The organism is Neptunicoccus cionae (genome assembly GCF_014643735.1).
Lineage (GTDB): Bacteria > Pseudomonadota > Alphaproteobacteria > Rhodobacterales > Rhodobacteraceae > Amylibacter > Amylibacter cionae.
In genome coordinates this window covers 740,106-765,013 of the sequence record NZ_BMKA01000001.1, presented here as the reverse complement: position 1 = coordinate 765,013, position 24,908 = coordinate 740,106, and the positions used below count along the sequence as shown (strand labels likewise).

Here is a 24,908-nt window from a genome sequence, read left to right as displayed (position 1 = left end):
GTTCTGTGTTACGGCCAGCGCTGGCTGGCCTGATAGGTGGCAATGCCAGAGATTAACCCGCCAATCAACAAGGTAATACCGACACTGGGCGTCAGGGCGAGCACGACATATTCAAAGGTCGTCTCTATCCACAGGAGTGGGATTTCCACCGGATCGCGGGACCGGAACTGCCCGATATTGGAGAATACAAACCGTCCGCCAAAGACGATCCCCGCCCCCACCAGCAGTAACACCAACGAGCGTAGACCGCTCATCGCGCCCGCCAGATTGCTGTAGCCGGGGCTGCGGCCAAGCGCATACCAGCCGGCAAAAAAGCCAACCAGCCCGTTGCCTAGCATGAACCGCAAGCCGATTGGCATTTCGGTGTGTTCTTGTATGAAAACATAGGCTGCCACCGCTGCGGTGATCGCCATCGCCAATCCCGCAATCAGTTTTGCTGCTGTCGGCATTTCAGTCCCTTTTTTTTATTATTTTGGCCGTTGAATGGTCACTTGCGTCACGTCTGTTGTGCCATAGTGAAAGCCGGATGCACAACTTGTCAGATAGAAATCCCACATATTCTTAAACCGTTGATCAAACCCCATTTGCGTGATGTCGGGCCAAGCGGCGTTAAAGGTTTCATACCAGCGGCGCAGGGTAATGGAATAGCTCTCACCGAATTCGACTGACTTCAGATAGGACAGACCTGCCCGCTCCACCTCGGTCCGCAGGGCGTTTGGGCTTGGCAGCATCCCGCCCGGAAAGACGTGTTTCTGTATGAAATCAACGGTCTTTCGATACTTTGGAAACAGTTCGTTGGCGATTGTAATGATCTGCAGGCTGGCATTCGCACCCGGTTTCAGGCGATCGTGCACCGCGTTAAAATAGGTTGGCCAGTATTTCTCGCCCACGGCCTCGAACATCTCGATAGAGGCGATACCGTCATAGCTGCCGGTTTCATCGCGGTAATCGCGCATCACCACATCCACACGATCCGCCAGACCCGCCTCAAACATGCGTTTCTTGGCAAAGTCGTGCTGCTCCTGCGAGATGGTCAGACAGGTCATCCGCGCGCCACGGGTTCCCGCGGCATATTCAGCGAAACCGCCCCAACCACAGCCGATTTCCAGCAGGTGATCGCCTTCCTTCATGCCCATTTCATCACAAAGTGACGCATATTTCTGGATCTGCGCTTTGGCCATATCCTCTTGGCCGGTCAGAAACAGAGCCGAGGAATAGGTCATGGTTTCATCGAGCCATTTGGAATAGAAATCATTCCCCAGATCGTAGTGATAAGAGATATTCTTGCGGGCCTGTGTTTTGGAATTCCCCCGCAACCAGTGGCGCAACCGTTCATAGTATTGCACCACAAATCCACCAGGAAAACCGTGGCCGACCTCTTCGTTATTGGCAAAAACCAGATCCAGAAACGCCTGCAAATCGGGGGACGACCACCAGCCCTCTAGGTAGGCATCGCTAAACCCCATATCCCCTTCACGCGCCAGTCGGGTAAACACGTCGTCGTTGTGAATTTCCACGCGCGCATAAGGTCCGGGGTTGGGCGCTTTGATCTGGAACAGGCGCCCGTCCGGCAGAACCATGTCCAGACTGCCGTTGCGAATTTTCTTCAACTGGGAAAACGCCGCACTAAAATAGCGCGGCAGATCCTTTTGACCGTCTGTGGATGTAAATCCCTGCATCCAACTCTCCCTGTTCTGAGACAAAGCCTAAACCAAGGTTTTTTGTCTGCCAAGCCTCTTGTTAACCAAGGTTTTATCCTTGTTCTTTTGCGCCTTTATAGGCGGCTAACGCACGCTCGCGGCCCTCTTTCAAAGAGATTATGCGATCCGGTCGCGGGGTTTTGTCGGTGATATTCCACGACTTCGGGATTGCACGGTAGAAATCCTCTGCAGGGTTGCGCCCCTCCTCGTCCTCCCCGCCTTTCAGGTGGAGATCACGGTAGTTCTGCGACCCGTCGAATTTTTCGGCTTGGGTTTCGGGATTGAAGACGCGGAAAAACGGTGACGCATCCGGCCCGCTGCCCGCCACCCATTGCCAGCCCATCGCGTTAGAGGCCGGATCCCAGTCGATCAGGGTTTGTTCAAACCACGCTTGCCCCACACGCCAATCCGTCAGCAGGTGTTTCGTCAGATAAGACCCCGCAATCATCCGTGAGCGGTTGTGCATGGTGCCGGTGGTATAAAGTTCGCGCATGGCGGCATCGACCATCGGTTCACCGGTCATGCCGCGCCGCCATTTTTCGGCGTCGTCATTGTCGCCGCGCCAGTTGAAATCCTCCCATTCCTCACGCCAGCTTCGGGTCAGCATACGGGGGGTGTGGTAGGCAAGGTGATAGGCAAACTCGCGCCAGACAACCTCTTTCAAAAAGTGTTCTGCCCCTGCTGCACCCTGTTCCAGCGCCTGCCGTCCTGCATGCCACAACCGGCGCGGGGCAATTTCCCCGTAGGTAAGGTTTTCTGACAGGCCGGAAGTCACGTTTCGCGACGGGAAATCCCGCCCTTCGCGGTAATCCTCAATCGGACCATCAAGGAAATCGGCCAAGCGCTGCTCGGCTGCGGCTTCGCCGACGCAGGCGTAAGCGCGAACTACATCAGCGCCGCGGCTCATTGCTTCCCCCAGCTTCCAATCTGCAAGGTTATCGCTGTGGGGCCAGTCCTGCGGGGCAGCTATTTCTGTTGGAGCTGGCAGACAGGCCGCCACTGGAATATCCCGCGCGGCGCGCCAGAATGGGGTGTAGACCTTGTAAAATCCGCCAGCTTTTGTCTCGACCTGCCACGGTTCAAACAGCAAATGCCCCGCGCAGCTTTCTGCGGCGATCCCGTCATCTGTTAAAGCTGCCTTAACCTTGGTATCCCGCTCGATCGCATCAGGAACATAGGCGTGGGACCATGTGACGGACTTTGCACCGGTTTGGGCAATAAGGTCTCGCAGCACGTCCAGCGCATCCCCTTTGCGCAGGATCAGACGGCTGCCCGCATCCTCCAGCGAGGCGGCGAGCGCTTCCAACCCAAGCCCGAGCCGCCATTTCGGCGCGGCCCCCAGATTGGCGACGCTATCGTCATGGATGAACACAGGCACGACCGGCCCGCCCGATGCAATCGCATGGGCCAGCGCAGGGTTGTCGGCCAGACGGAAATCGCGTCTGACCCACCACAGAGTAGGAGCAGGTTTTTTCATAGCAGAAACAATACGCTTATTCCTGCTAAATGGATCACAAAACGCGGTCCAAAGCGTCAATCAATTTATCGACTTCGGCTTTTGAGGTGTAATGGACGAAACTGACCCGCAAAACGCCGTGTTCGGGATCAATTCCAAGCCCCTTCAAACAGCGCACGCCGTAGAAATCGCCGCCGCCTGCGTTGATACCCATCGGGGCGAGTTCTTCAGCAAGTTGCAGCCCGCTTTTGTGTGAACGCATCGCCACCGTCGGCGCCTTGGCCGAGGCGTTGCGCGGGCCAATCAGACGTACAGAGTTCTTGTCGCCCAAATAATCCAGAAGCGGTTGCAACAACTCGCTTTCGTAATTGCGCATCAGATCATGCACGGCTTCGCCCCGTGTCGCAGCGCGGGCATCAACACCGCCGTGATGGGCGTAGACCGCATCAATGTAATCCGCGATCCCTGCACAGGCCGCCACTTGGGCGTGGTCCGGTCCTGATGGCGTGAACCGTTTGTACAGCACATCTGCGTTGAAATAGTGGGCCTGATTGGGCAGCTCCATTCCCAGACCTTCGCGCATCACCATAATCCCTTGATGGGGACCGTAGGTTTTGTAGCTGGAGAACAGATAGACATCCGGCCCGAGCGCCCCGACATTAGGCAGGCCGTGGGGCGCATAGCTGACCCCGTCCACGCAGGTGTAAATCCCAGCATCCCGTGCGATTGCGCAGATTTCGCGCACCGGATTGATTTCCCCAACCACGTTTGAACAATGAGGAAAGCACAGCAGTTTGACCTTATCATCAAGAAGCGCGCCCAGATCGTCCAACGACAAAGATCCGGTTTCGCTGTCAACGCACCATTCGCGCACCTCAATTCCGCGATCGGCCAGACGGCGCCAAGGACCAGTGTTGGCCTCGTGGTCCTGATTGGTGACGATGATCGCATCCCCTTCCTTCAGCCATTGACCAAAGGCCTGCGCCAACACATAGGTATTCTGCGTGGTGGACGGACCAAAAGACAGCTCATGCGTGGCCACCCCGAGTATACCGGCAAGACGTTTTCGAGCCTCGTCCATCTCGGCTCCGGCCAGTTCAGAAGCCTCGTATGGGCCGTAAGGCTGGACTTTGCGTTCAGTATAAAATCGGGTCAGCCGGTCGATCACCTGACCGCAAGTATAAGACCCGCCCGCGTTCTCAAAAAAAGCCTGCCCGTCCAGTGCGGCTTGTGAAAAAGCCGGAAACTGGCTGCGGATAAAATCATTGTCCAAGGTCATATTTTTGCTCCCAAATTCCTTAGCCTTAGCAGTGCCGTAGACCGTGCAGCGGGTCAAGCTGGAACCGCGTCGAAGTTGTTGCCGCTTGCTGTCAGGAGCATGGGTCTATGCTTAACCCAGCAATTAAACACAGGAGAAATTGCCATGTCATCCACTACAGAAAACGCGCTCGTCTGGGCCGAAATTCCCACCACCGATATGGACCGCGCGATAAAATACTACGGCGCCGTCACAGGGGTCGATCTTACGCTGGACGAGTCCGGTCCAAACCCCACCGCCACCTTTCCGGTTGATGCCGACGGACCGGCGGCAAGCGGACACATTTATCCGGGAACCCCAGCGCCAAGGGGCACAGGCCCGACGATCCATCTTGCTGTGAAGGGCGGGCTGGAACAAACACTGGGCCGCGTGGCAGAGGCTGGCGGTCAGGTCCTGTCAGAGCCGATCACCATCCCCGCAGGCCGCTTTGCCTATACGCTTGACCCTGACGGAAATTCTGTCGGCATGTTCGAGCGCCTCTAAAACGCCAATGGCCCCGTCAGATGCGACGGGGCCATTGCTTTGCGATCATGGAACTGTTGTTCCGGATCAGCCGTTCACGTCAACCAGAACACGGCCTTTAACTTGACCTTTGAGGATATCCTCGCCCAGTTGGGGCAGATCGGACAGAGTTGCCGGCTGGATCATCGCTTCGAGTTTGTCCATCGGCAGGTCTTTGGCCACCCGCTCCCATGCGCGCAGGCGGTTGTCATAGGGCTGCATCACGCTGTCGATGCCAAGCAGGTTCACACCGCGCAGCAGGAACGGAATCACCGTGGCTGGCAGTTTCGCGCCCCCCGCCAGACCGACCGCCGCAACAGACGCACCGTATTTCATCTGGCCCAGTACGCGCGCCAGCATTTCGCCGCCCACCGCATCTACACAACCGGACCATGTTTCGCCTTCAAGCGGGCGTTTGGTGGTTTCGTTCAATTCCGCACGCGGGACGATCTGGGTCGCACCAAGGGATTTAAGGTAATCCTCGGTTTCAGGACGCCCCGTAACCGCCGCGACCTCATAGCCGAGGTTGGCAAGGATTGCTGTCGCAACAGAACCCACGCCACCGGCAGCACCCGTTACCAGAACCGGACCATTGCCCGGCGTCAGACCGTGGTCTTCCAGCGCCATAACAGACAGCATAGCAGTGAAACCCGCAGTCCCGACGGCCATAGCCTGTTTTGCATCCAACCCGTCAGGCAATGGCACCAGCCAATCCGCCTTGACGCGGGCCTTCTGGGAATATCCGCCCCAATGAGCTTCACCGACGCGCCAACCGGTCAAAACCACCTTGTCGCCAGCCTTGTAGCGGGGATCATCCGAGGATTCGACAGTACCGGCAAAGTCGATGCCCGGAATATGCGGGTAATTCCGTACCAGCCCCCCGCCCGGCCCAAGACACAAACCATCCTTGTAATTCACAGTGGAATATTCCACCGCAACGGTGACTTCGCCATCAGGCAGACGGTCTTCGCCGATTTGTTGTACCGAGGCAGAGGTTTTACCCTCGTCGTCTTTTTCCACGATCAGTGCATTGAACATATCATTCTCCTCTTTAATTCCAGAAACCTTCCAGAACGGTTGCATCGCGCATCCCGTCCGGTGTCTGGACGCGCAGCGCAGTGCCCGCGTCCCAATGGGTCATTCGCACCATTGCAATGGCCACGTTCGTCTCAAAATCCGGCGACCAAGCAGCCGAGGACACCCGACCGACCCTTTTCTCTCCGGCCAGCAGCGGCCACCAGCGATCACAACCTGGAACCGCAGCGCCTTCTATCGCCATGGGGCGTATCTGCTGCACTGGCCCTTCTTTAGCCACTCGCAGCAGCGCGTCCCGCCCGATGCAACCGATGGCGTCATGGGTATCGCAGAACCGTCCCAGCCCGCATTCATGGGGTGTGTTGTCATCCGTCATGTCATTGCCATAGGACAGAAGCCCGCTTTCGATCCGTTCAATGAGGTTGGGGCATCCGGCGTGCACGTCAAGATCGCGCCCCGCTTCCATCAGCGCGTTCCACAACGGCATGCCGATGTCGCTGCCTTCAACATAGATTTCATAGCCCCCCTGTTTGGAATAACCGGACCGCGCCACTACCAACTTGCGGCCCTGAAACTCGAACAATCCATAGCGGAAGAAGCGCACATCTTTAACGCTGTCCCCAAAGACCCGCGCCATCAATTCGTCCGCCTTCGGCCCCTGAACGGCGAGTGGTGATACATCCGGTTCATCCACCAGAACATCCAGCCGCCAGCCGTTCGCAATTCCCTTAACCCAGTAAAGAAGATCGCTGTCGGCAATGGAAATCCACCAGCGGTCCTCGGCCAGTTTTACCGCCACCGGATCGTTCAGCATACCGCCGGTTTCATCCACGATCGGCACATAGAAACACTGGCCTTCCTTCATGGTGCGCAGGTCGCGGGGCGTCAACATCTGCATCAACCGCGCCGCATCCGGACCACGCAGTTCCACCTGCCGTTCACAGGCCACATCCCAGATTTGCACGGCGGACTTAAGGTGGTGGTAATCTTCTGTGACCGAGCGGAACACCGTGGGCAACAGCATGTGGTTATAGATGGTATAGGCTTTGACACCGGCGGCCTCGACACCTTCGGAAAACGGTGTGCGACGCAGGCGGCGGGATTGGGACAATAGGGCCATTAGGCGGACTCCATAAAGACGAGATCTGTATCAGCGGTTTTCACACCAGCTTGGGTCAGCATGGCGTGCACCTGTCCGCGGTGGTGGGTCTGGTGGTTGAACAGATGGGTGTAAATCAGGGATTTAGCTTGCGAGATATCCGATTGCTTTAAACCGGAGAACCACGTGATGGAGCCAGACATATCGCCGTCCGAAAGGCCCGCGACCCAATCCACGATACGTTGGTCCGTCAGTTTGCGTTGCGTGCAAAAGCTGTCCCAATCCTTGTGGTATTCGGTGCTTTGCGCGCCCGGCACTGTGGGACCTGCCCCGCCGTCAAAGCGGGACATCCAAAGGGTATCCGCCCAAAGAATATGACAAAGCGTAGCGCTGATCGAGCCGAAGAACGCACCCCGATCCTGCAGCCGCTGCGCATCTGTCAGCGTGGCAGCAGCCGGAACCATCCAGCCATTCTGCCATTCATTATAGCGCGCCATCATGCGCAGCCAGTCTACTGTCATTACCATATCGTCCCTCCCCGAACGAAAAAACCTGTCATAGGTTGCATGGATTGTAAGTACGGACCGGAACACCGCCGAGCGGCTTCGCCGCGTTTAATAACAGCCGATGGATCGGACGGATCAGATGATGGAAAAGATCGAACACATCGCACCTGCTGACTGGATTTGGCTGCTCCACCCTTGTGAAACCGCGGCTTTCGGGTACATTGCGTCTACGGGAGTTTTAAATGTCTGACAATTAATTTCTCCATATGTCAGACAATTAATTCCGACAATCGGACAAAGGCGAAAACAGGCAAGCGATGAAGTACGAACTGGACCAGGCACAGGAACTTTCAGCACAGATTGCGCAGGCCATTCGGGATGGCATTATGGAGGGCAGCTTGATCGTAGACCAGCGCCTGCCTTCAGAGAGCGATTTATGCGAACAATTTCAAGTCTCGCGCCCGACCGTCCGTGAAGCCTTGAAGCGGTTGGCGGCACAAAACTTGATCCGCACACAGCGCGGTGCATCCGGCGGGGCCTTTGTGAACCGGCTAAGCTTTGAAGACGCCTATGGACAGCAAATCACGACCTCTACGCTGCTGCTTTCAATGAACGCTGTGAGCTTTGAAACCGCTTGCGAAGCACGGTTTGCGATGGAGCAGGCCTGTGTTGCCCTTGCCGCCCAGCGCCGCACACCGGATCAACTGGCAGCGATGCGGGCCGAAATCCACCGTCAATCCCAGCCTGGTCTGAGCGACGAGGGCTTTTGCGCCTCGGACGTGGCCTTTCACCGCGCGTTGGTGGATGCAGCGGGCAATCCGGTGATGTCCTATCAACTGGCTGGCGCAGTCGAGGCGATTGAACCGTTGATGAATATGATCACCTTTACAGCACGCAAACGGGAGAAGATTGTCGAGCTGCACACGCGGATCGCCGATGCGTTAGAGGCGCAGGACGACGCGACAACCCAAGCAGTGCTGGAGCAGCTGGCCGATCACACGTTGGAGCTGGCCCGCGAAGTGGCGCGCATGCGCTGCAAGACCGGTTAACGAATATACGCCAAGTTAGGTGACGGCTCATAAAATCTTCTATTTTTTCACTGCGTTTGCAGGTGCTCGGAAATTATCACCCTGCATATATGAAGCGTCTTATAAGATGCGTCTTATATCAAGCTTCAAATATGAAGCTTCTGGATTAAGGAGTTGGTAACTTCCCCCCGGGTCAGAGCGCATCTGCGGCAGAATGCCGACATAGCAAAGCCCCCTGACCAAGCGATCAGAGGGCTGTACATGAACTTAGATACAAATTTTAGTAACAGGGACTAAAGGATGAAGTCCCCGCCGTTCAATCCAGAAAAACCGGCAAGGACAAGCTTCATATCCGCCGCCCCGTCCCCGTCCGCGTCGATCTTCACAATCAAATCTCCGTCGCTTCTTGAGAAATTCACCTCTTGCGCCCTTCCGGTAAAATCCGACTTACCAAGGAAGTTAAAACTGCCATCGAGCCCGGAGAGGTCAATCCTATCCTGACCGCGCCCGAAGTCGGTGATTTTATCCACAGCAGATGTCGTGGTGTCCGCGATATCTTTGAACGCGAATATATCCGCACCCTTGCCACCGCTCATCACATCGCGCCCCAGTCCGCCGATCAGAACATCTTTCCCAAGCCCACCTTGCAGTTTGTCCCCCCCGGTGCCACCGACAAGAAGATCAGCGCCACCGTTGCCCAATAGCATATCGCGGCCCTTCTCTCCGCGCAGAACATCCGCGCCTTTCCCGCCCGACAGTTCATCTCGACCACCGCCACCGCGCAGCAGATCGTTGCCTTTTCCAGCGCTCAGATTGTCATCACCGCCATTGCCAAACAGCGCGTCCTTACCGTTCAGCCCCAAAAGCACATCCGCACCACCGCGCCCGTAAATTTCATTCCCCCTGAGATCGCCGGTGAATTGATCCGCAAAACCGCTGCCCTTCACTATGTCGATGCCGGACAGCTTATCCCCCGCCAGATAGGCGCTATCGGACTCGCCGCTGCGCATATCATAGGATAGTCCCGTCTCGAACGCGCCAAAATCGAGAGTATCTTTGCGCCCTGCGCTCCCGTCATAGGTCTGAACACTCTCCGCCCGCCACAGGTCCAGGATGATTCTGCCAGTGCCACCTGTGACAGCCTCGATACTTTGGAACACGCCGTCCACCGCAGGGACGAGCATATTGTCCAACCTGATCTGGAAGGCGCCGGATTCTGCTTCGTCGAGCGCGGGCAACACCCGTGTCAGATCACCGGCTTCATTCGCAAAGGGATGGCCGGTTTCCAGAATGTCCTGCGGTGTCAGGGATACTCCGTTATAAATCCGCGGCTCGCTACTGCCAGTATCCTGCCAGACCGGAACGTCGGCGCGCAGGATCGCCTCGTATGTTTCGCTAGCAAATGTCAGCCGGATGCTGCCGGAATTCGAACCCAATTCAAGCGTGTCTTCCCCTGCGCCACCGTAAAAGCTGTTATTCCCACCATCAAGCGTGAAGACATCGTCGCCCGCGCCACCATAGGCAGTGTCATTGCCCAGCCCGACGTTCAGTATATCATCGCCCCCGGCACCATAGAGCAAATCATCGCCATTGCCGCCAGTGAAGCCGTTGCTTTCCTCTGAACCGGTGATCGTATCCCCAAGGTTGGTGCCAATCAGGTTTTCGATCTCGAAAAGCCTGTCGGTGCCGTGGGCCCCGGACACAGTGCCATCCACCAAATTGGCGGTAATTGCACCGAAATTGGCTGCTTTCACATCCCCCGACGTCGTGTCCGGCACGGCCGTATCATAGGACGCCGTATCCCGTCCGCCCCCGCCGTAAAGCGTATCATTCCCGCCGCCCCCGTGCAGCAGGTCATCCCCGTCCCCGCCATAAAGCCGGTCAATCCCTAACCCGCCGAAAAGCTGGTCGTTACCCCCACGCCCGTCGAGCAGGTCGCTCCCGTCAAGCCCGACAAACCGTTCAGATCCGGAGGTGCCATAAAACCGGTCGGAACGGTCGGCGAAATCATTCCCAATCAGTTCCTCAACGCCCGAAACCGTGGCCGTGATCTCATTGCTTCCGCCTTCAGCGAGAACCGTTCCAGCTTCTAGATCGACGTTCACGATACGCGGCGCGGTGGAATGGCTGCTCAGATCAAAGTGCATGCGATCGTAACCGTCGCCGCCCAGAATATCGCCCCGAAAGCGCTGGATCTGAATAAGGTCATCATCCGCACCGCCATCGACCGTCATGTCATTGCCGCTGCCACCGGAGGCAATCACCATCGTGTCTTTACCCCCGCCGCCAAACAAGTAGCCGTAATCCCGAAGGCGCATGTAATCGTCGCCAGCGCCGCCATAAAGCACGCCGAAGGTTGATCCATCCGTCGAAGGATCACGGATTAAAATGTCGTTCCCACCCCCGCCATAGATCGTCATCCGTTCGTTGCCCAGCAGCTGCACTTCATCCGCGAAATCGCCGAGGTACAGACGTTCAATCCCGTTGAATGTGCCACTAAACAACTGGGAAGCATAGGTTTCCGCCAGATCGTCCTCTACCCCCAACTCACTGCTTTCCGAGGCATCAAAACCACGGAAACTAGAGCCGATAGAACCGACCTTGCGCAGGTAAAACCGCACCTCGTCCAACATGCGGGTGTCCAGGGTGTCATATCCCCTGCCCCCATCAAAGTTGGTGCCGTTATAGATGGTATCAGGCATGGTCAGCTGGATCAGATCATCCCCGTCACCGCCAGCAACCAGCGGCGCACCGTTGGAGAAAAGAACATCGTCGCCCCCGCCCCCGTCGATTTGAACGCTCATATTGTCAGGGCTCGATGCTCCGTAAAGTGTATCAGCCTGCGCGCCCCCGGTCACTTTGGAAATGCTTACAAATGTATCGAATGCCAGAAGGCTGCCATCTGTGTCCAGATGCTCCACCCGTCCTTCTCCCCCGTATATCCGCAAGCTACCGGTATCAGGCTGGGGGTCCACGCGCTCGAATGATCCATACCGGATCGCCGTTGGAGTGTAGGTCAGCCAGTCGTTGCCTTCTCCGCCATCAAAGAAATCGCCCTGTCCGTCAACCGGTGTGCCACCGCCCACCAATTGGTCAAAATGCTCCCCTCCGAAAAGGCTGTCCTGGCCAAGACCGCCGACCAGCACGTCCTTACCGTCGCCGCCGAAAATACGGTCATCCCCTTCTCTTCCATCAATGTAGTCATCACCGTCATTGCCAACCAAACGGTTGTCGAGTTCGTCGCCGCGCAGACGGACAGTACGAGAATCCCGCATAATGATGTTTTCGATCCCAGTTAACGTGTCATGGGCGCGCCCGTCCCAGGCGGTGCCTTCGGCCAGATCGGCAACAACAGTGGAACTGCCATCTGGATCAACAGCAAATAGCCATGTATCATTGCCTGCGCCGCCAAAGACCTGATCCGCCCCGCCGCTCGCAACAAAAACGTCATCGCCAAGGCCACCATAAAGCGTATCAACAAAGGCGGAACCGGTGATACGGTCGTCCTTTTCAAATCCGTAAATCGTTGTCGAAAAACGGCCGCCGTACAGGAAATCGTTCTCCGGAGTACCTTCCAACAACGCGTTTTCTGCGACTTTTACGTTCTCAATCAGCTCGGTGAAGGTGAAATGGTCGAGCCCGAAATAAAAATCTTCCACACCATAAACGGTTTCGTAACCATGCGTCAGATACGCGTTCGCAGGGTTTTGATGGAAAAAGACGATGCCTGCACCATCCTCGGTGCTGAAAAAGGAATATTCAGACAGCCCACCGGAAAAGCGCAGGCTGTCCTTGTCTCCGGCGCCTCCATAAATTGTATCGTTGCCCTGTGTAGCGAATATCAGATCGTTCCCGGCACCCGCTGTCACCGTGTCATTCCCAGCGCGCGCATTGATTACATCCGCGGAGTCCGTGCCATGCAAATCATCCGCGCCTTCGGTCCCAAGGATCAGGCGGTCGGACGGATCATTGCCAAATTCGTCAAATACGCGAGAGATAAAATCATCCAGAAAACCGTCCAGATCCAGATCCCAACCGTCCAGCGTGACCAGATTACCAAGCTCTCCGAACTTTTCAAAAACAGCGTCAATCTTGGCTTCTAACCCGTTCAAGGCATCCGCGTCCGGCAATGCCGAGGAGATCTTGTCAGCCAGTTTTTCCAGCAATGTGTTAATGCCCGTCTTGTCCATAATCCAGTTGAGCACTGGCTCTACCGTGATCTTGAAAATAAAGCCTATTGCATCAAGGATAGGTTCGATCGGTTTCAACTTGGAATACACGATCTCTAACGGTTTTTTTAGGAACGAAAGGCTGTCGGCAACCTGCTGGAACTTCCCTGCCACAGCCACCAATGCGTTCAGTCCCCCCACCTTGAACGCTGTGGTAAAATTGTCCAATTCGTCCTTCAAGCTGTTATAAGTTCCGTTCAGCGTCTCAAGCACGTCGTTGAGCGGTTCGACAAACACCTCCGCAGTGTCCGACAGCGGCTTGAGCGTGTCATATTCCGGCCCGTCCACCTCGTCTACTGTTTCAAAGGTGTCGATCATCTCAGCTGTGGAGGCCTCTACCTCATAGACTTTGATCGCCACGTTAAGCATCTTTGTCTCAAGTGCTGAGAGCTTCTTTTCCGCGTTCTTGAGTTTTTCGATATACTCGCCGTCTTCGATCTTGATCCGCAGATCACGGGCTTTATCTTCCAGCTTGTCTGAAACCGATTTCACTTTTTCCAAAACAATTTTGGCGACTTTGGCAACCGACTTCAGCGGCCCCGCATTACCCATGATCTTGACGGACAAAAGCATGGCATCCACTTGCTTGCCGAAATCATCCGCCTGTTTTTCGATTTTAGTCGCGTATTCCAACGCTTGCCGCGCGAGTTTTACATCCTTCCGGATTTCACGCACCTCAGAGCGGGCCTCGATCACGTTTTTCCGGGTTTCTTCCAAATTTTCGTCAAAGGCGAATAGCTCTGCTCCGGCACCCATCGGTCATCTCCTAATACGTTTGGGCCAATGCCCCGTTTAAATAGCTAAAATCCGGCACAGAAATTTCGCACCTTCCCTTAGGTTAACCTTAAACGAGTTCGGCGTGTATCAGGTGATCACCCCATTTTTCGCAGTTTATTGCATGTGCGCGAGCTCCAGCAGGACCGAAACGCAACTTCCGCCACCCTTCAAAAGGCGTGTCCGCAAGCGCAAACCGTGCTTTTCGACCAGCGATTGCACGATAGACAGCCCCAATCCGTGCCCTTCAGTACTCATGGCTGTATCTCCACGCACCGCGCGCAGCCTCATGTGGTTCAACGCCTCTGGCGACAGGCCGCTGCCCCTGTCGTATACGTGCAACCACAAAGCACTTTTGTGCCGCCGCACCCCGAAAAGCACCTTACCTTTCGGAGTGTACTTTATACCATTAGATACGAGGTTTGTCACAATGCGCATCAAATCAAGCGGTGGCAGCACGACCTGGGCTTGGCTTGGCACAGAGCGAAGAGAAACGCCCTTGGCAGCCGCATCCGGCGCAAACATTTCATGCACATTGCGTAGGACCTCCCCTATTGCAACAGTTTCTTGCTTCGGTTTGGAAGCATCCAACTCCCATTCCTCAACGCTAATGTTCAACTTTTGTGACACAAGTTCTTCTAGGTAGGTAAATGTCTCTTCAATCTGGCCAGCTGTATCACGCCGCGCGCCCCGGCCCTGCCCGTCCACCATCTGTTGAATGTTCAAACGCAGCGCGTGGAGTGGTTGCCTTATGTCATGTACCGTGTCCGCGATCCGCTGGTTAGAGCTTTCCGCGAATTTTAGCGCCATCGCGTAACGGGTCTCAAGATCACGCAACCGACGGGAAATTTTCAGGTTCCTTTCAGCCTCGCTCAGGCTTAGCTGCAGCGCGTCTGCACGGGCTTGCCGCAACTGATTAAACCGGTCCAGAATTGCCGCCCCCATCAGGGCCGCGTCCATGACAAAAACGATGCGCATGCTATCGAATTGCACTTCCTCCGAAATTTCTATCCCGAACCAGTGACGAGACGTCATAATTCCGCTGGAAATAACAGCCCCGAACCAGGCTATTGCAAAAAAACGGACCTCCTTAAACCGTTTGCGCGCTGCTATCACACCGGACAGGGTGAACAGGATTGCAGCGCAAAGCGCCAATAACACCAGTAACTTTTTCACCGGCTGTGTATCCACCACGACAGTTGACACGACGAGGGCCAGAACGCCGAAAATTAACGCAAGCAGAACTTTGTCCAACCACGGATGGTGATCACGGGTCGACAGGAAAAGCCGCGTGAAATTGGCACCAGAAGCGATCAAGCCCGTCCCAAGCAGGATAGAGGAGTACCCGTTAAATAAAGGTAAACTCGGCCAAAGATACTGAAAGGCATTCCCGTCTGCGTGCATGATGAATAGCAACCCGAACGTCGCGAAGGTGCTGTAAGCAGCGAAAATCACCTGATGCGTGGCAAAAAAGGCCGCGAATGCGATCAGGATCAGCAACAACAGCATGCCATAATAGATAAAATTCTTGGCAGTTTTTCGCGCTGCGAGAGTATCGAATTCTTGCTGGGATCGAATTGTGAACGAAAGCTGACTTGATCCGCCAGAGCGATACTTTAGATAAAATTGATGGGTTTCTCCTTGTGGAATATCAAATGCGACGACCAGTTCCGGGTATCGAATTGAGCGATCTGAGAATGGCGAATCCGGTCGATGCCGCTCCAGCACGACGGGCTTTCCTTGGGGGGAAAGTTGATACATTTCCAATACTTGAAGAAAATTCTCTCGAAAATGCAACCTCCAATCCTGTGGTGCACCCGGCAAGGATTTAACACTGAATCGCAACCAAATCGCAGCTTTTGTGTAACCGAACTCCGCCGTTTTGGATTTTAAAGGTTCAAATGCTCCTTGCACAGGATCGCTTGTCACCTCGGCGATCCCTAAGACCCTGGCGTGGTCCAGATAATAATCGACATGCCCTACCATTGCCGCCTCCAAAGGGGCTTTTGAAAGCAGGAAAGGCTTGCTAGGCTCGGCTGTAGCAATAGAACCTGCAAAAAGGCAGGATAAGATCAAGCAAAGAATACTAAAAAATCGATAGTTTTTTCCGGCCATAATAGGCCCAGATTAGGGAAACCTTAAGATTATAGCCAGTAGAGTTCTCATTGTGGACGATCATGCGATCACTGTGGGTGGTCTGGTGCAAGTGTTGCATGATCATAAAAGTTTTGAAGTTGTAGGCACCAGTACAAGTGGGCTTGAAGCGATAGGATTGGCGCGAAAACTGGCTCCTGACCTTCTAGTGCTGGATTACGCAATGCCAGACGCTAACGGGCTAGAGGTTTTTCTAGAGGTGTCCCGCTGGTCGCCCGGCACGCGAACGGCGCTGGTCACGGGATCGCCTAGCGTTGATCTTTTGCATCGGCTCCGCGATGCCGGTGTGCACGGGTTGTTCCAAAAAAGCACCGATCCGGCCCTGCTCTGCGCCGGTTTCAAGCGCGTTCTGGCTGGAGAGTTCGCTGCATGCCCCGTGACCGAGCTTCAGTTAGGCAAGGCGTATGTTTCGAAAGGACTCTCCAATCGGGAAACAGAGGTCCTAAAGTGCATCGCAATGGGTCTGACCAACGCCAAATCCGCCGAACGTCTGAATATCAGCCCCAAAACTGTGGACAGCCACCGAACTGCTCTAATGCGAAAACTCGGCGTCAACTCCACCGCTAGCCTGCTAATCCGCGCTGTGCGGGAAGGTCTGATCGACATTTGAGGCACCTGCCTTGCCTGTGTATATGCCTCAAACAAAAAAACCGGCAAACCCTGAAAAACCCAATTGAACCTGCGATCAGAACCCCCTATACCCCCACCTCAGGCACCCGTAGCTCAGCTGGATAGAGCGCTGCCCTCCGAAGGCAGAGGCCACACGTTCGAATCGTGTCGGGTGCACCATTAAAATCAATGACTTGGTGGGTTTCGAGTGAGCGGGAATTTTGGCCGGTTAACCACCAGTTCGGCAAATGTTACCAGCGATTGGTATCATGAAATAAATTTTCTAGTTTCTTCGGATTGGATGGGGAAGTTTTTTTTGATTGCACTCAGCGCTGCGACCTTAAGGTAGCCCTTGAACCTAGGCGAAAGGGATTCGCGATCACGGCCGCTCGCAGCCCTAAGCAGACGCGATGGTTCAGCTAGAATGGTCGTTCACAACCATTAGTGAAAAATGAAAGCTTAGCAGAAAAACAATCTCTTGTTATCTTGGTTTTTCCAACTTCGCTATTTCGTTGGCCTCACTCAGCTTTGCTTTCAGCCAGTCATTGATATGTTCAGCAATTTCTATCGCCTGCTTTGACGGATGCGTGCTTGGATTTGGGATGGACCAAACACCACTCCGCGTCTTCACATCTTTTAATATCACAAAATGCTCTCGCTCATTTACGGCCCATTTAGGGATAGAACCTCCCACATACCGCCCGTCTTTCGTGTCCAGAGTGCCATCGGGAAGCTTACGTGTGCTCCCATCCGCCCCCACCATAACATTGTTTGAAAGGGTCACGCTCGAATTCCCAGATAGGGAAACTAGCCCCCCCACAGAAACCGTCCGTGGGTTCGCTTCTCTTTTACCTTCGAAAACGTGGGATGCATGATCCCTTGACTGAAACGCATATTGAAGAACAGGATCGTTTTTCTGATCGGCTAGAAATTTATCGGACCAACCTTTTGATTTGCCTTGGTCGGTCGCACGCCGCATAGCAGAGACCGCTTTCGCGTAGTGGTCAAGAATTCCTGACCAAGCGCGCCACAGTTTCCGAGTTTCTTCAACCAAAGTAAGTTCCTCTAAAAAGTCCGCGACATAATCAACTTCCTGCGCTGCGTTGTGAAGGATTTCTTCGTAGCCTTTTCTCATGAGCGATCCGATGCGTTTTGAGTGAGTTGATTGAAAGTTAGTACAGCTTAGCTAAGCCGAAAAACTATCTGATTAAGTGTGACCACTTCATTTGCGAGTTTTTCTATAACTCCACGGTCAGTTTGCGAACGGTTTTTTAGTCTGAACAATTGTCAGATACCTAGGACATTGCTACCATTTGTGCAAACCCATCAAATGAACGCTTTTGCATTCATCTAACTCTTTGGCTTCCATGCGATATAATTCGAATTGCCTCTAAAGAATGGGCGATCATGTTCAATGGTGACGGTGCCCGCCTCGTCACCGGAGCTATTATAGTCCTTATCGAAACCCGGGGTAAGCCGCATAGCCACGTTCACTTCTGAAGGTTCGAAGGTCATTATCCACTAAAATATCGCTCACGTCTTCGTTTGTTTTCATAACTTCCCAATAGTCCTGTGTTTGAATCCAACAAACTAAAAGTGAATTTCAAAATAACAGTAGCGGCGCATGAGATTGCACAATCGCCTTCAACCCAGCGCTGTGAACAACCCCTATACTCCTAAACACCTTACTAGGTAGTTTAAGGCGATAACATCCAAACAGTTCGATATCGTCCGGGAACGGACCCTTCAAGATCTCAGGCAAAGACTGCACTGAAACCGCAAATAGGGTCCGAACAGGTTCGTCAGAGAGGGCACTAAGCCGCCAGATTGCCGCTTTAAATAAACGAAAAATCGTCGACGTCTATGTCGGCTTTCCCAAGCTTGAGCAATTTGATCGTGCCGCCGTCATACTCGATCACTTTGTGTTTGCCGACTTTCTCAATGGAAAGCGTGTCAAACCCGCCTTCGTGATCTGCGATTAACATCAGATCATCGCCGCTTTTGAACGCGCGCAGCTTGTCGTTGCCGCTGCCATCACCAAATACAAAGTAATCTCCGCCGCCGCCGCCCTTCATCAGGTCATTGCCAGCACCACCAATGACCCAGTCATCGCCGGATCCACCGAAAAACTTATCGTTTCCACCGCCAAGTTTAATGCTACCGGTATCCCCGTTCAGTTTGACCTTGTCGCGGCCTTCGCCTGTGCGGATCGTTTCCACATATCCGCTACCTGTCACAACAACGTCATTCCCATCGCGCGTGTTTATCAACTCGATATACCCGCTGCCGCCGACAACTTTATCATTGCCATTTGCTGTCCGCAGGGTTCCCGCGCCGCCGTCACCCAAGGTCATTTTCACCGCATCATCGTCAAAGAATTCTAGATTGCTAATATGGCCTTGCGCGGTAATGACGTGAGACATGGCCGAGCCTGAGCCGATTTGCACGGCCCCTATTCCACCAGCGCCGATGTGGATCACGGAAACAGAATCGTATGCAAACAGATTTGCGACATAACGCTCGTCCGTTGTCATATCCAATGTGCCCTCAAAAGCTTCGATGGTTCGAATACGACCTGATCCCTCCATATTGATTTCTACATCGCCACCGTTGGCGGTAAGAACACGCATGTCGCCGCCGTCATTTATGTTAAACTTGGATAATCCGGTTTCTGTGTAGACCCTTGCGAAATTTATATCTGAGTCACCGTTCATGGTAACGGTGTTATCAACACCTCCCAGATCAAGGGTATCGATCCTGCCAGAGAGCGTGACTTTGACCTCATCCCCCCCTAACTTCACTAACCGGGTGCGCTGATCCCCGAGCGTGATGTCATGCACCCCGCCCCAGCCTTCAATGTAGTCGACCTGCGTGCCATCCAGCACAACTTTCGAACTCTCGCCCAGCGCCAGAACCCCGATATTGGTATTGGTCCCGCCATCGGAAATGGTTGCTTTGCTGCCACCTTTGGCATGAAACGCCATATATGCGACTGTCCAGTTTGATCCGCTGAAACTGGCATTGACGTTGTAAAACCGGTCATCGCTGTCGTCATAGACCGAGTAGAATGGGAGGTACCCCGACCACGTCAGGTCCGCACTGTCATTCTCGCCAACCGGCTCATTCTCAATATCGCTGCTGCCATCGAAATGTGAATTAATCGTAACCATAGACTTCCCCATCGTTGAAAAAATTGAAAAAATATTCGGAATTGTCTTGGGTTAAATTTGACTCCGCTTAATTTTAAAAGCAACAAAAATTCCGTACGGGGCGCAAACCGCCCCGTACGTTTGCCTATTTACGTTAGCCGCCAATGCTTTTGGCGGAGGCCATGCCGGGGGCTTTGGATTTGCCTCCCAACTTGTCGCGAACGGCTTTTTCGATCCTCACGCCAGTGTCAGCGTCAATGTTACGCCAGTATTCGAACGCGCGTTGCAGGACTTTTTCGCTGACGCCTGCGGTCAGGTGGCCAGTGACGTTCTGCACCAGACGGTCCCGCGCGGCATCATCCATGACATCGCGGACCAGTGTGCCGGCTTGCGACCAGTCATCGTCATCCTTGCGCAGGGTATAAGCGGCGCGGACCATTTCTCCGTCTGCGTGCCAGATGCCTGCTTCCTCGCCCGCTTCGGGTTGGGCAGACGGTCCGCCATAGGAGTTCGGCGCATAGACCGGATCTTCTACTTTCACAGTCCGCCCCGCCCCATCCTTGGAGTAGCTGTGAACAGGTGCTTTCGGACTGTTCACCGGAATATGCTTGTAATTCACCCCAAGGCGCGCGCGGTGGGCGTCAGAATAGGAAAACCCGCGGGCGAGCAGCATTTTGTCAGGCGACAGCCCAACGCCAGGCACCATGTTGTTGGGCTCGAATGCGGCTTGTTCGATCTCTGTGTGGAAATCCGTCGGGTTCCGGTTCAGGGTCAGCTTGCCCACATCCATCAGCGGATAATCCTCGTGCGGCCAAACTTTGGTCAGATCGAACGGATTAAAACGATATGTCTTAGCGTCATCGAACGGCATGATTTGCCACTTCAGCGTCCAGCTTGGGAAGTCCCCGTCAGCGATGTGGTTGAACAGGTCGGCGCGGTGATAGTCCCCGTCCGTACCCGCCAGCTTGTCCGCTTCATCCTGACTAAGGTAGGCGTTCCCGTCGCCCTGATCCGTATGGAAGTGAAACTTGACCCAGAACCGTTCGCCATCCGCGTTCACCAGCGAATAGGTGTGGCTGGAATAGCCATTCATTTCGCGCCAGGTGCGCGGGATGCCACGGTCCCCCATAAGGTAAGTCACCTGATGGGCGCTTTCGGGCGACAGTGTCCAGAAATCCCACTGCATATCGTGATCGCGCAGATTGTTGTCCGCGCGGCGTTTCTGACTGCGGATAAAGTGCTGGAATTTCAAGGGATCGCGAATAAAGAAGATCGGCGTGTTGTTCCCGACCATGTCAAAGTTACCGTCTTCGGTATACATTTTCACCGAAAAGCCGCGCGGGTCGCGCCATGTGTCAGGGCTGCCGCGTTCTCCGGCAACGGTGGAAAACCGCATCACAACATCGCAACTTGCGCCGGGCTGGAAAATCTTGGCCTTGGTGTATTTGGACACATCTGCGGTTATTTCAAACGTCCCAAAAGCACCGGAGCCTTTGGCGTGGGGCTGGCGTTCAGGGATACGTTCGCGGTTGAAATTGGCCATTTGTTCAAGCAGGTAGTGGTCGTTCAGGACAATTGGGCCATCAGGCCCGACCGTGAGCGAGTGCTCGTCGCTGCGAACGCGGATACCTGCATCTGTGGTGGTTGGAGGAGACTTTTTATCGGTCATTTTGGACCCTTCCATGTTGGTTAATGCGCAATCTCTTACGCTACCCAACGCAGGTTCCCCGCCCTTGGTTCCCCCTTTAGGGTGTCTCCCTCGCCTCGGCGGGTCGCAAAGATGCATTGGCACGCGCCTTCATCAGCATCAGCAGTTTGCGGGCGCGCCCCTCAATCGCAAGCGCGGTTACCTCTGGTAGACAGCCGAGCGCCTTGAGCCGTTGGGGCACATTGTGATTGGTGCGCGGCATCACGTAGTGGCGCAGGTTTGGCGGACGCGGGAAGCGGTCCCGCTGGGGGGCTTCGCGTCCGTGACGACCGTGGATCACGCAATAGCTGGTCTGCGAATTCAGATGATCCGCGATGGAGTGGATGGTAAAAGTCTTAATCCGTGTGCGGTAGTTCGACCAACGGTGATCGTCCGGCACCAGATCGGGATGCACCGAGTATTGCGGCGCGAAGGCAAGCACTTGGTGAACGGTGGTGTATGACGGTGCGACCAACGCACTGAACCCACCCATCGAATGGCCCATAGCCACAACGCGGCGGGGATTGCACGCCTGCCGGAAGCGCGCGATCTCTTCTTGCATAAGGGGCACCAGCCCCGGTTCATTCAGCCAGCTTCGGTTCGGGTCCGATAGAAACAGCACATGGTGCCTGCCACCAGCGGTGGCGCTGCGCACAAATTCCGGCGGTGGGCAGTCCTGATCGACCCGCCCGATACCAGTGAAGCACAGGACCAGCGTGTCAGATCGTCCATAGTGTTCCCAACTGCGCAAAAGGCTGTTGTTACACCGCTGTCGGATATCCAGTTGATCGGAAGACACTTGTTCACCTACCCCTGTGTTTTGACACAGATGCGAAACAGCCATCGGATTGTCTAGCGCCAGCAGGCAGCGAACTGACATATGGCGAACGCCAATGGTGCCGCCCCCGCCCGATCATGCCGGACGGGGGACTTTTACAAAGGGTTGTTACCACTCGCCGGTGTTTTCCATGCTGGCCCAAGGCTCGGCAGGGGCAAGGCTGTCGCCCTCTTGCAGCAATTCAATAGAAATGTTGTCAGGGGATTTTACAAAAGCCATGCGACCATCGCGTGGCGGGCGGTTGATCACAACGCCCTTATCCATCAGCGCCTGACAGGTTTCATAGATGTTATCCACCTTATAGGCCAGATGGCCCCAGCTACGACCTGTTTCAAGTTTCTCGTCGCTGTCCCAGTTGTAGGTCAGTTCCAGCTCCGGTGCGTTATGTTCTTTGGCGTGGGATTCGTCCTTGGGGGCAGCAAGAAAGATCAGGGTAAACTTGCCTTCGGGAACTTCGGTGCGGCGGGTTTCGACCAGCCCCATCTTGTTGCACCAGAAGTCCATGGATTCATCCAGATCGGCCACGCGGACCATTGTGTGAAGATAGCGCATTGTCGTTCTCCGTAAGACTGTTGATTGCCTGCAACCTATCGTGAAACAGATTGAATTCCACCGCAAAATCACCGCTGCGATACCTTGAACAGAATCTGATTGCATACTATGGTGCACAGCAGATCGAGTCGGGAGAAGCCAGCCCAGCTGGTGCCGAAGGAGCAACCGCCCCGGAAACTCTCAGGCAAAAGGACCGCCGATCTTACAGACTCTGGAGAGAGGCACATACGTGTCCGCCGAAGGGATAGCGATCTCAGGCAAAAGGTACAGAGGGGGCATCGCGGTTGCGCAATTGCGCAGCCAGACCGATGCCGGAAATCCGACCGGCTGATACGAACAGGAGGCCGGATTGTCCGATCTGAAACAGACACCGCTGTATGATCTTCACGTGGAACTGGACGCCAAAATGGTGCCCTTCGCGGGGTATGAAATGCCCGTGCAATTTCCCCTTGGCGTGATGAAGGAACACAATCACACCCGCAATGCCGCCGGCCTGTTTGATGTCAGCCATATGGGTCAGGTGATAATCACGCCAAAATCAGGCAAGCTTGAAGATGCAGCGCGCGCGCTTGAAAGCCTGATCCCGATGGATGTGCTCGGCCTGAAAGACGGGCGGCAGCGTTATGGCATGCTAACCAACGATCAGGGCGGCATCCGTGACGATCTTATGTTCGCCAATCGGGGGGATCACCTTTATGTGGTTGTGAACGGTGCCTGCAAGGACGATGATTTTGCCCATATCCAGGCCCATCTGTCTGACAGTTGCGATCTGCAAATGCACGACGACCGCGCCCTGCTGGCGCTTCAGGGGCCAGCGGCGGAAACCGCCCTGTCCCGCCTGATCCCCGAGGTTGCGGATATGTCCTTTATGGACGTAAAAACCCTGCCTTACAAAGATGTTGAATTGTGGATTTCCCGCTCCGGCTACACCGGTGAAGACGGCTACGAGATTTCAATTCCGGCAGATCAAGCCACCGGCCTTGCACGGGATTTGCTGGCGATGGACGAGGTCGAAATGATCGGACTGGGTGCGCGGGACAGCCTGCGGCTAGAGGGTGGTTTGTGCCTTTATGGCAATGACATCGACACCGAAACCACCCCGATTGAGGCGGCTTTGAACTGGGCGATCCAGAAGGCACGGCGCAGTGGTGGCGATCGCGAAGGCGGCTTTCCGGGCGCAGATGTGATCCTGTCCCAAATGGCAGAAGGCACAGTGCGCAAACGGGTCGGCATCGCGCCGGAAGGCCGCGCCCCGATGCGCGGTGGCACACCTCTTTTCGCGGATAGCGACAGCGCAGAGCAAATCGGCAGCATCACCTCGGGCGGTTTTGGCCCGACAGTGGGACGCCCCGTTGCAATGGGCTATGTCACAACGGAACTGGCCCAAACAGATACCACTCTTTACGCAGAACTGCGCGGCAAACGGTTGCCCGTGCGCGTTGCAGCCCTGCCCTTCACACCCGCAAACTTTAAACGATAACCCCACCAGACGCAGGGAACAGACCTATGAAATTTACTGAAGAACACGAATGGCTGCTGGCCGAAGACGATATTGTAGTCGTTGGCATCACCAAACACGCCGCTGACGCCCTTGGCGAACTGGTGTTCGTGGAACTGCCCGAAGTGGGCACCGAAGTGACCAAAGACGAAGACATCGTTGTCATCGAAAGCGTGAAAGCGGCCTCTGACATTATGGCCCCGATTGATGGCGAGATCGTTGAAGTGAACACCGAACTGCTGGAGAACCCGACGCTGGTCAACGAAGACCCGCTGGGCAAGGCATGGTTCTTCAAGATGAAGCCGGACAATATGGCCGATCTGGACGACATGATGGACGAAGCCGCCTATAACGCGTTGATCGCCTGATCGGATGGCGGTGCTGCGGATCGTGCCCGATATTGCCTGTGACGACCCTGCCAAAGCGCACGCGTTTTATGGCGACATACTGGGCATGGACACGTTGATGGATATGGGCTGGATCAGAACCTTTGGCGGCGCAGAGCCGGTCAAACCCCAGATCAGCCTTATGACGCAAGGGGGCAATGATACCCCTGTCCCGTCCCTTTCCATCGAGGTGGATAATCTTGACAGCTTGCTTCAACGCTGCACCGCCGCTGGACACCAACCCGTCTACGGGCCTGTCACAGAAGACTGGGGCGTGCGCCGCTTTTTTGTGCGCGACCCGTTTGGAACGCTGATCAACGTGTTGCAACACAACCCGCCGGACTGACGCCAACCAACCGGCCTCAAAAACCAATCCTGCGCCCGCTTTT

The 24,908-nt window shown here is 55.0% G+C and carries 20 protein-coding genes, 1 tRNA gene and 1 riboswitch; of the genes, 7 read left to right on the top strand and 14 right to left on the bottom strand.

Features of this window, described 5'->3' with window-relative positions:
• Positions 1 to 8: 8 nt before the first annotated feature.
• The 4 genes from IEX10_RS03385 to IEX10_RS03370 all read right to left on the bottom strand — a co-directional run bounded on the left by IEX10_RS03385 (position 9) and on the right by IEX10_RS03370 (position 4,435).
• Positions 9 to 449, bottom strand: a complete 441-nt coding sequence (locus IEX10_RS03385; RefSeq protein ID WP_188670892.1) for a TrgA family protein — start codon at positions 447 to 449, stop codon at positions 9 to 11.
• An 18-nt stretch (positions 450 to 467) separates the two neighbouring features.
• Positions 468 to 1,679 (bottom strand): SAM-dependent methyltransferase, encoded by a 1,212-nt coding sequence (locus tag IEX10_RS03380; RefSeq protein WP_188670890.1) that lies wholly within the window; start codon positions 1,677 to 1,679, stop codon positions 468 to 470.
• 73 nt (positions 1,680 to 1,752) lie between these two features.
• Positions 1,753 to 3,177 carry a cryptochrome/photolyase family protein gene (locus IEX10_RS03375; protein ID WP_188670889.1) on the bottom strand — a complete coding sequence of 475 codons (1,425 nt, stop codon included), beginning with the start codon at positions 3,175 to 3,177 and terminating at the stop codon, positions 1,753 to 1,755.
• 34 nt (positions 3,178 to 3,211) lie between these two features.
• Positions 3,212 to 4,435: an aminotransferase class V-fold PLP-dependent enzyme gene (locus IEX10_RS03370; RefSeq protein ID WP_188670887.1), complete on the bottom strand. Its 1,224-nt coding sequence runs from the start codon at positions 4,433 to 4,435 to the stop codon at positions 3,212 to 3,214.
• Positions 4,436 to 4,579: 144 nt separating this feature from the next.
• Here IEX10_RS03370 and IEX10_RS03365 point away from each other — a divergent pair, with 144 nt between their 5' ends.
• The gene (locus tag IEX10_RS03365) at positions 4,580 to 4,957 is read left to right on the top strand and encodes a VOC family protein (protein ID WP_188670884.1); all 378 of its coding nucleotides are present in this window, start codon (positions 4,580 to 4,582) and stop codon (positions 4,955 to 4,957) included.
• Positions 4,958 to 5,023: 66 nt separating this feature from the next.
• Here IEX10_RS03365 and acuI read toward each other — a convergent pair whose 3' ends face one another.
• The 3 genes from acuI to IEX10_RS03350 are packed head-to-tail and all read right to left on the bottom strand — an operon-like array spanning position 5,024 to position 7,636.
• Positions 5,024 to 6,013: an acrylyl-CoA reductase (NADPH) gene (acuI, locus tag IEX10_RS03360; RefSeq protein ID WP_188670882.1), complete on the bottom strand. Its 990-nt coding sequence runs from the start codon at positions 6,011 to 6,013 to the stop codon at positions 5,024 to 5,026.
• Between the two features lie 13 nt (positions 6,014 to 6,026).
• Entirely contained in the window at positions 6,027 to 7,130 is a 1,104-nt protein-coding gene (locus tag IEX10_RS03355; RefSeq protein ID WP_188670880.1) for a dimethylsulfoniopropionate demethylase, read from the bottom strand.
• Entirely contained in the window at positions 7,130 to 7,636 is a 507-nt protein-coding gene (locus IEX10_RS03350; protein WP_229678410.1) for a DinB family protein, read from the bottom strand. Before IEX10_RS03350 ends, IEX10_RS03355 begins: the two co-directional genes overlap by 1 nt.
• A 296-nt stretch (positions 7,637 to 7,932) precedes the next feature.
• On the opposite strand from IEX10_RS03350, the gene IEX10_RS03345 reads away from it, so the two are divergent.
• Positions 7,933 to 8,664: a FadR/GntR family transcriptional regulator gene (locus IEX10_RS03345; RefSeq protein WP_188670878.1), complete on the top strand. Its 732-nt coding sequence runs from the start codon at positions 7,933 to 7,935 to the stop codon at positions 8,662 to 8,664.
• 272 nt (positions 8,665 to 8,936) lie between these two features.
• Here IEX10_RS03345 and IEX10_RS20090 read toward each other — a convergent pair whose 3' ends face one another.
• Together IEX10_RS20090 and IEX10_RS03335 are read right to left on the bottom strand one after the other, a co-directional pair.
• Entirely contained in the window at positions 8,937 to 13,628 is a 4,692-nt protein-coding gene (locus IEX10_RS20090; protein ID WP_188670875.1) for a M10 family metallopeptidase C-terminal domain-containing protein, read from the bottom strand.
• Positions 13,629 to 13,763: 135 nt separating this feature from the next.
• The gene (locus IEX10_RS03335) at positions 13,764 to 15,761 is read right to left on the bottom strand and encodes a sensor histidine kinase (protein WP_188670874.1); all 1,998 of its coding nucleotides are present in this window, start codon (positions 15,759 to 15,761) and stop codon (positions 13,764 to 13,766) included.
• A gap of 52 nt (positions 15,762 to 15,813) precedes the next feature.
• Here IEX10_RS03335 and IEX10_RS03330 point away from each other — a divergent pair, with 52 nt between their 5' ends.
• Positions 15,814 to 16,410: a response regulator transcription factor gene (locus tag IEX10_RS03330; RefSeq protein WP_188670872.1), complete on the top strand. Its 597-nt coding sequence runs from the start codon at positions 15,814 to 15,816 to the stop codon at positions 16,408 to 16,410.
• 102 nt (positions 16,411 to 16,512) lie between these two features.
• Positions 16,513 to 16,589: transfer RNA gene (locus tag IEX10_RS03325), tRNA-Arg, on the top strand.
• Positions 16,590 to 16,890: 301 nt separating this feature from the next.
• Here IEX10_RS03325 and IEX10_RS03320 read toward each other — a convergent pair.
• From IEX10_RS03320 to IEX10_RS03300, 5 genes are all read right to left on the bottom strand, one after another.
• Positions 16,891 to 17,544: a hypothetical protein gene (locus IEX10_RS03320; RefSeq protein ID WP_188670870.1), complete on the bottom strand. Its 654-nt coding sequence runs from the start codon at positions 17,542 to 17,544 to the stop codon at positions 16,891 to 16,893.
• A 700-nt stretch (positions 17,545 to 18,244) separates the two neighbouring features.
• Positions 18,245 to 19,579 carry a calcium-binding protein gene (locus IEX10_RS03315; protein ID WP_188670868.1) on the bottom strand — a complete coding sequence of 445 codons (1,335 nt, stop codon included), beginning with the start codon at positions 19,577 to 19,579 and terminating at the stop codon, positions 18,245 to 18,247.
• A gap of 133 nt (positions 19,580 to 19,712) precedes the next feature.
• Positions 19,713 to 21,227: a catalase gene (locus IEX10_RS03310; protein WP_188670866.1), complete on the bottom strand. Its 1,515-nt coding sequence runs from the start codon at positions 21,225 to 21,227 to the stop codon at positions 19,713 to 19,715.
• A gap of 76 nt (positions 21,228 to 21,303) precedes the next feature.
• Positions 21,304 to 22,125: an alpha/beta hydrolase family protein gene (locus tag IEX10_RS03305; RefSeq protein WP_188670864.1), complete on the bottom strand. Its 822-nt coding sequence runs from the start codon at positions 22,123 to 22,125 to the stop codon at positions 21,304 to 21,306.
• A gap of 66 nt (positions 22,126 to 22,191) precedes the next feature.
• Complete coding sequence (locus tag IEX10_RS03300) at positions 22,192 to 22,635, bottom strand: VOC family protein (protein WP_188670862.1); 444 nt, start codon at positions 22,633 to 22,635, stop codon at positions 22,192 to 22,194.
• A gap of 119 nt (positions 22,636 to 22,754) precedes the next feature.
• A riboswitch (glycine riboswitch) is annotated at positions 22,755 to 22,841 on the top strand.
• A gap of 143 nt (positions 22,842 to 22,984) precedes the next feature.
• Here IEX10_RS03300 and gcvT point away from each other — a divergent pair.
• The 3 genes from gcvT to IEX10_RS03285 are packed head-to-tail and all read left to right on the top strand — an operon-like array spanning position 22,985 to position 24,865.
• Entirely contained in the window at positions 22,985 to 24,115 is a 1,131-nt protein-coding gene (gcvT, locus tag IEX10_RS03295) for a glycine cleavage system aminomethyltransferase GcvT (RefSeq protein WP_188670860.1), read from the top strand.
• A gap of 26 nt (positions 24,116 to 24,141) precedes the next feature.
• Positions 24,142 to 24,501, top strand: a complete 360-nt coding sequence (gene gcvH / locus IEX10_RS03290; RefSeq protein WP_188670858.1) for a glycine cleavage system protein GcvH — start codon at positions 24,142 to 24,144, stop codon at positions 24,499 to 24,501.
• A gap of 4 nt (positions 24,502 to 24,505) precedes the next feature.
• Complete coding sequence (locus IEX10_RS03285) at positions 24,506 to 24,865, top strand: VOC family protein (protein WP_188670856.1); 360 nt, start codon at positions 24,506 to 24,508, stop codon at positions 24,863 to 24,865.
• Positions 24,866 to 24,908 lie beyond the last annotated feature (43 nt).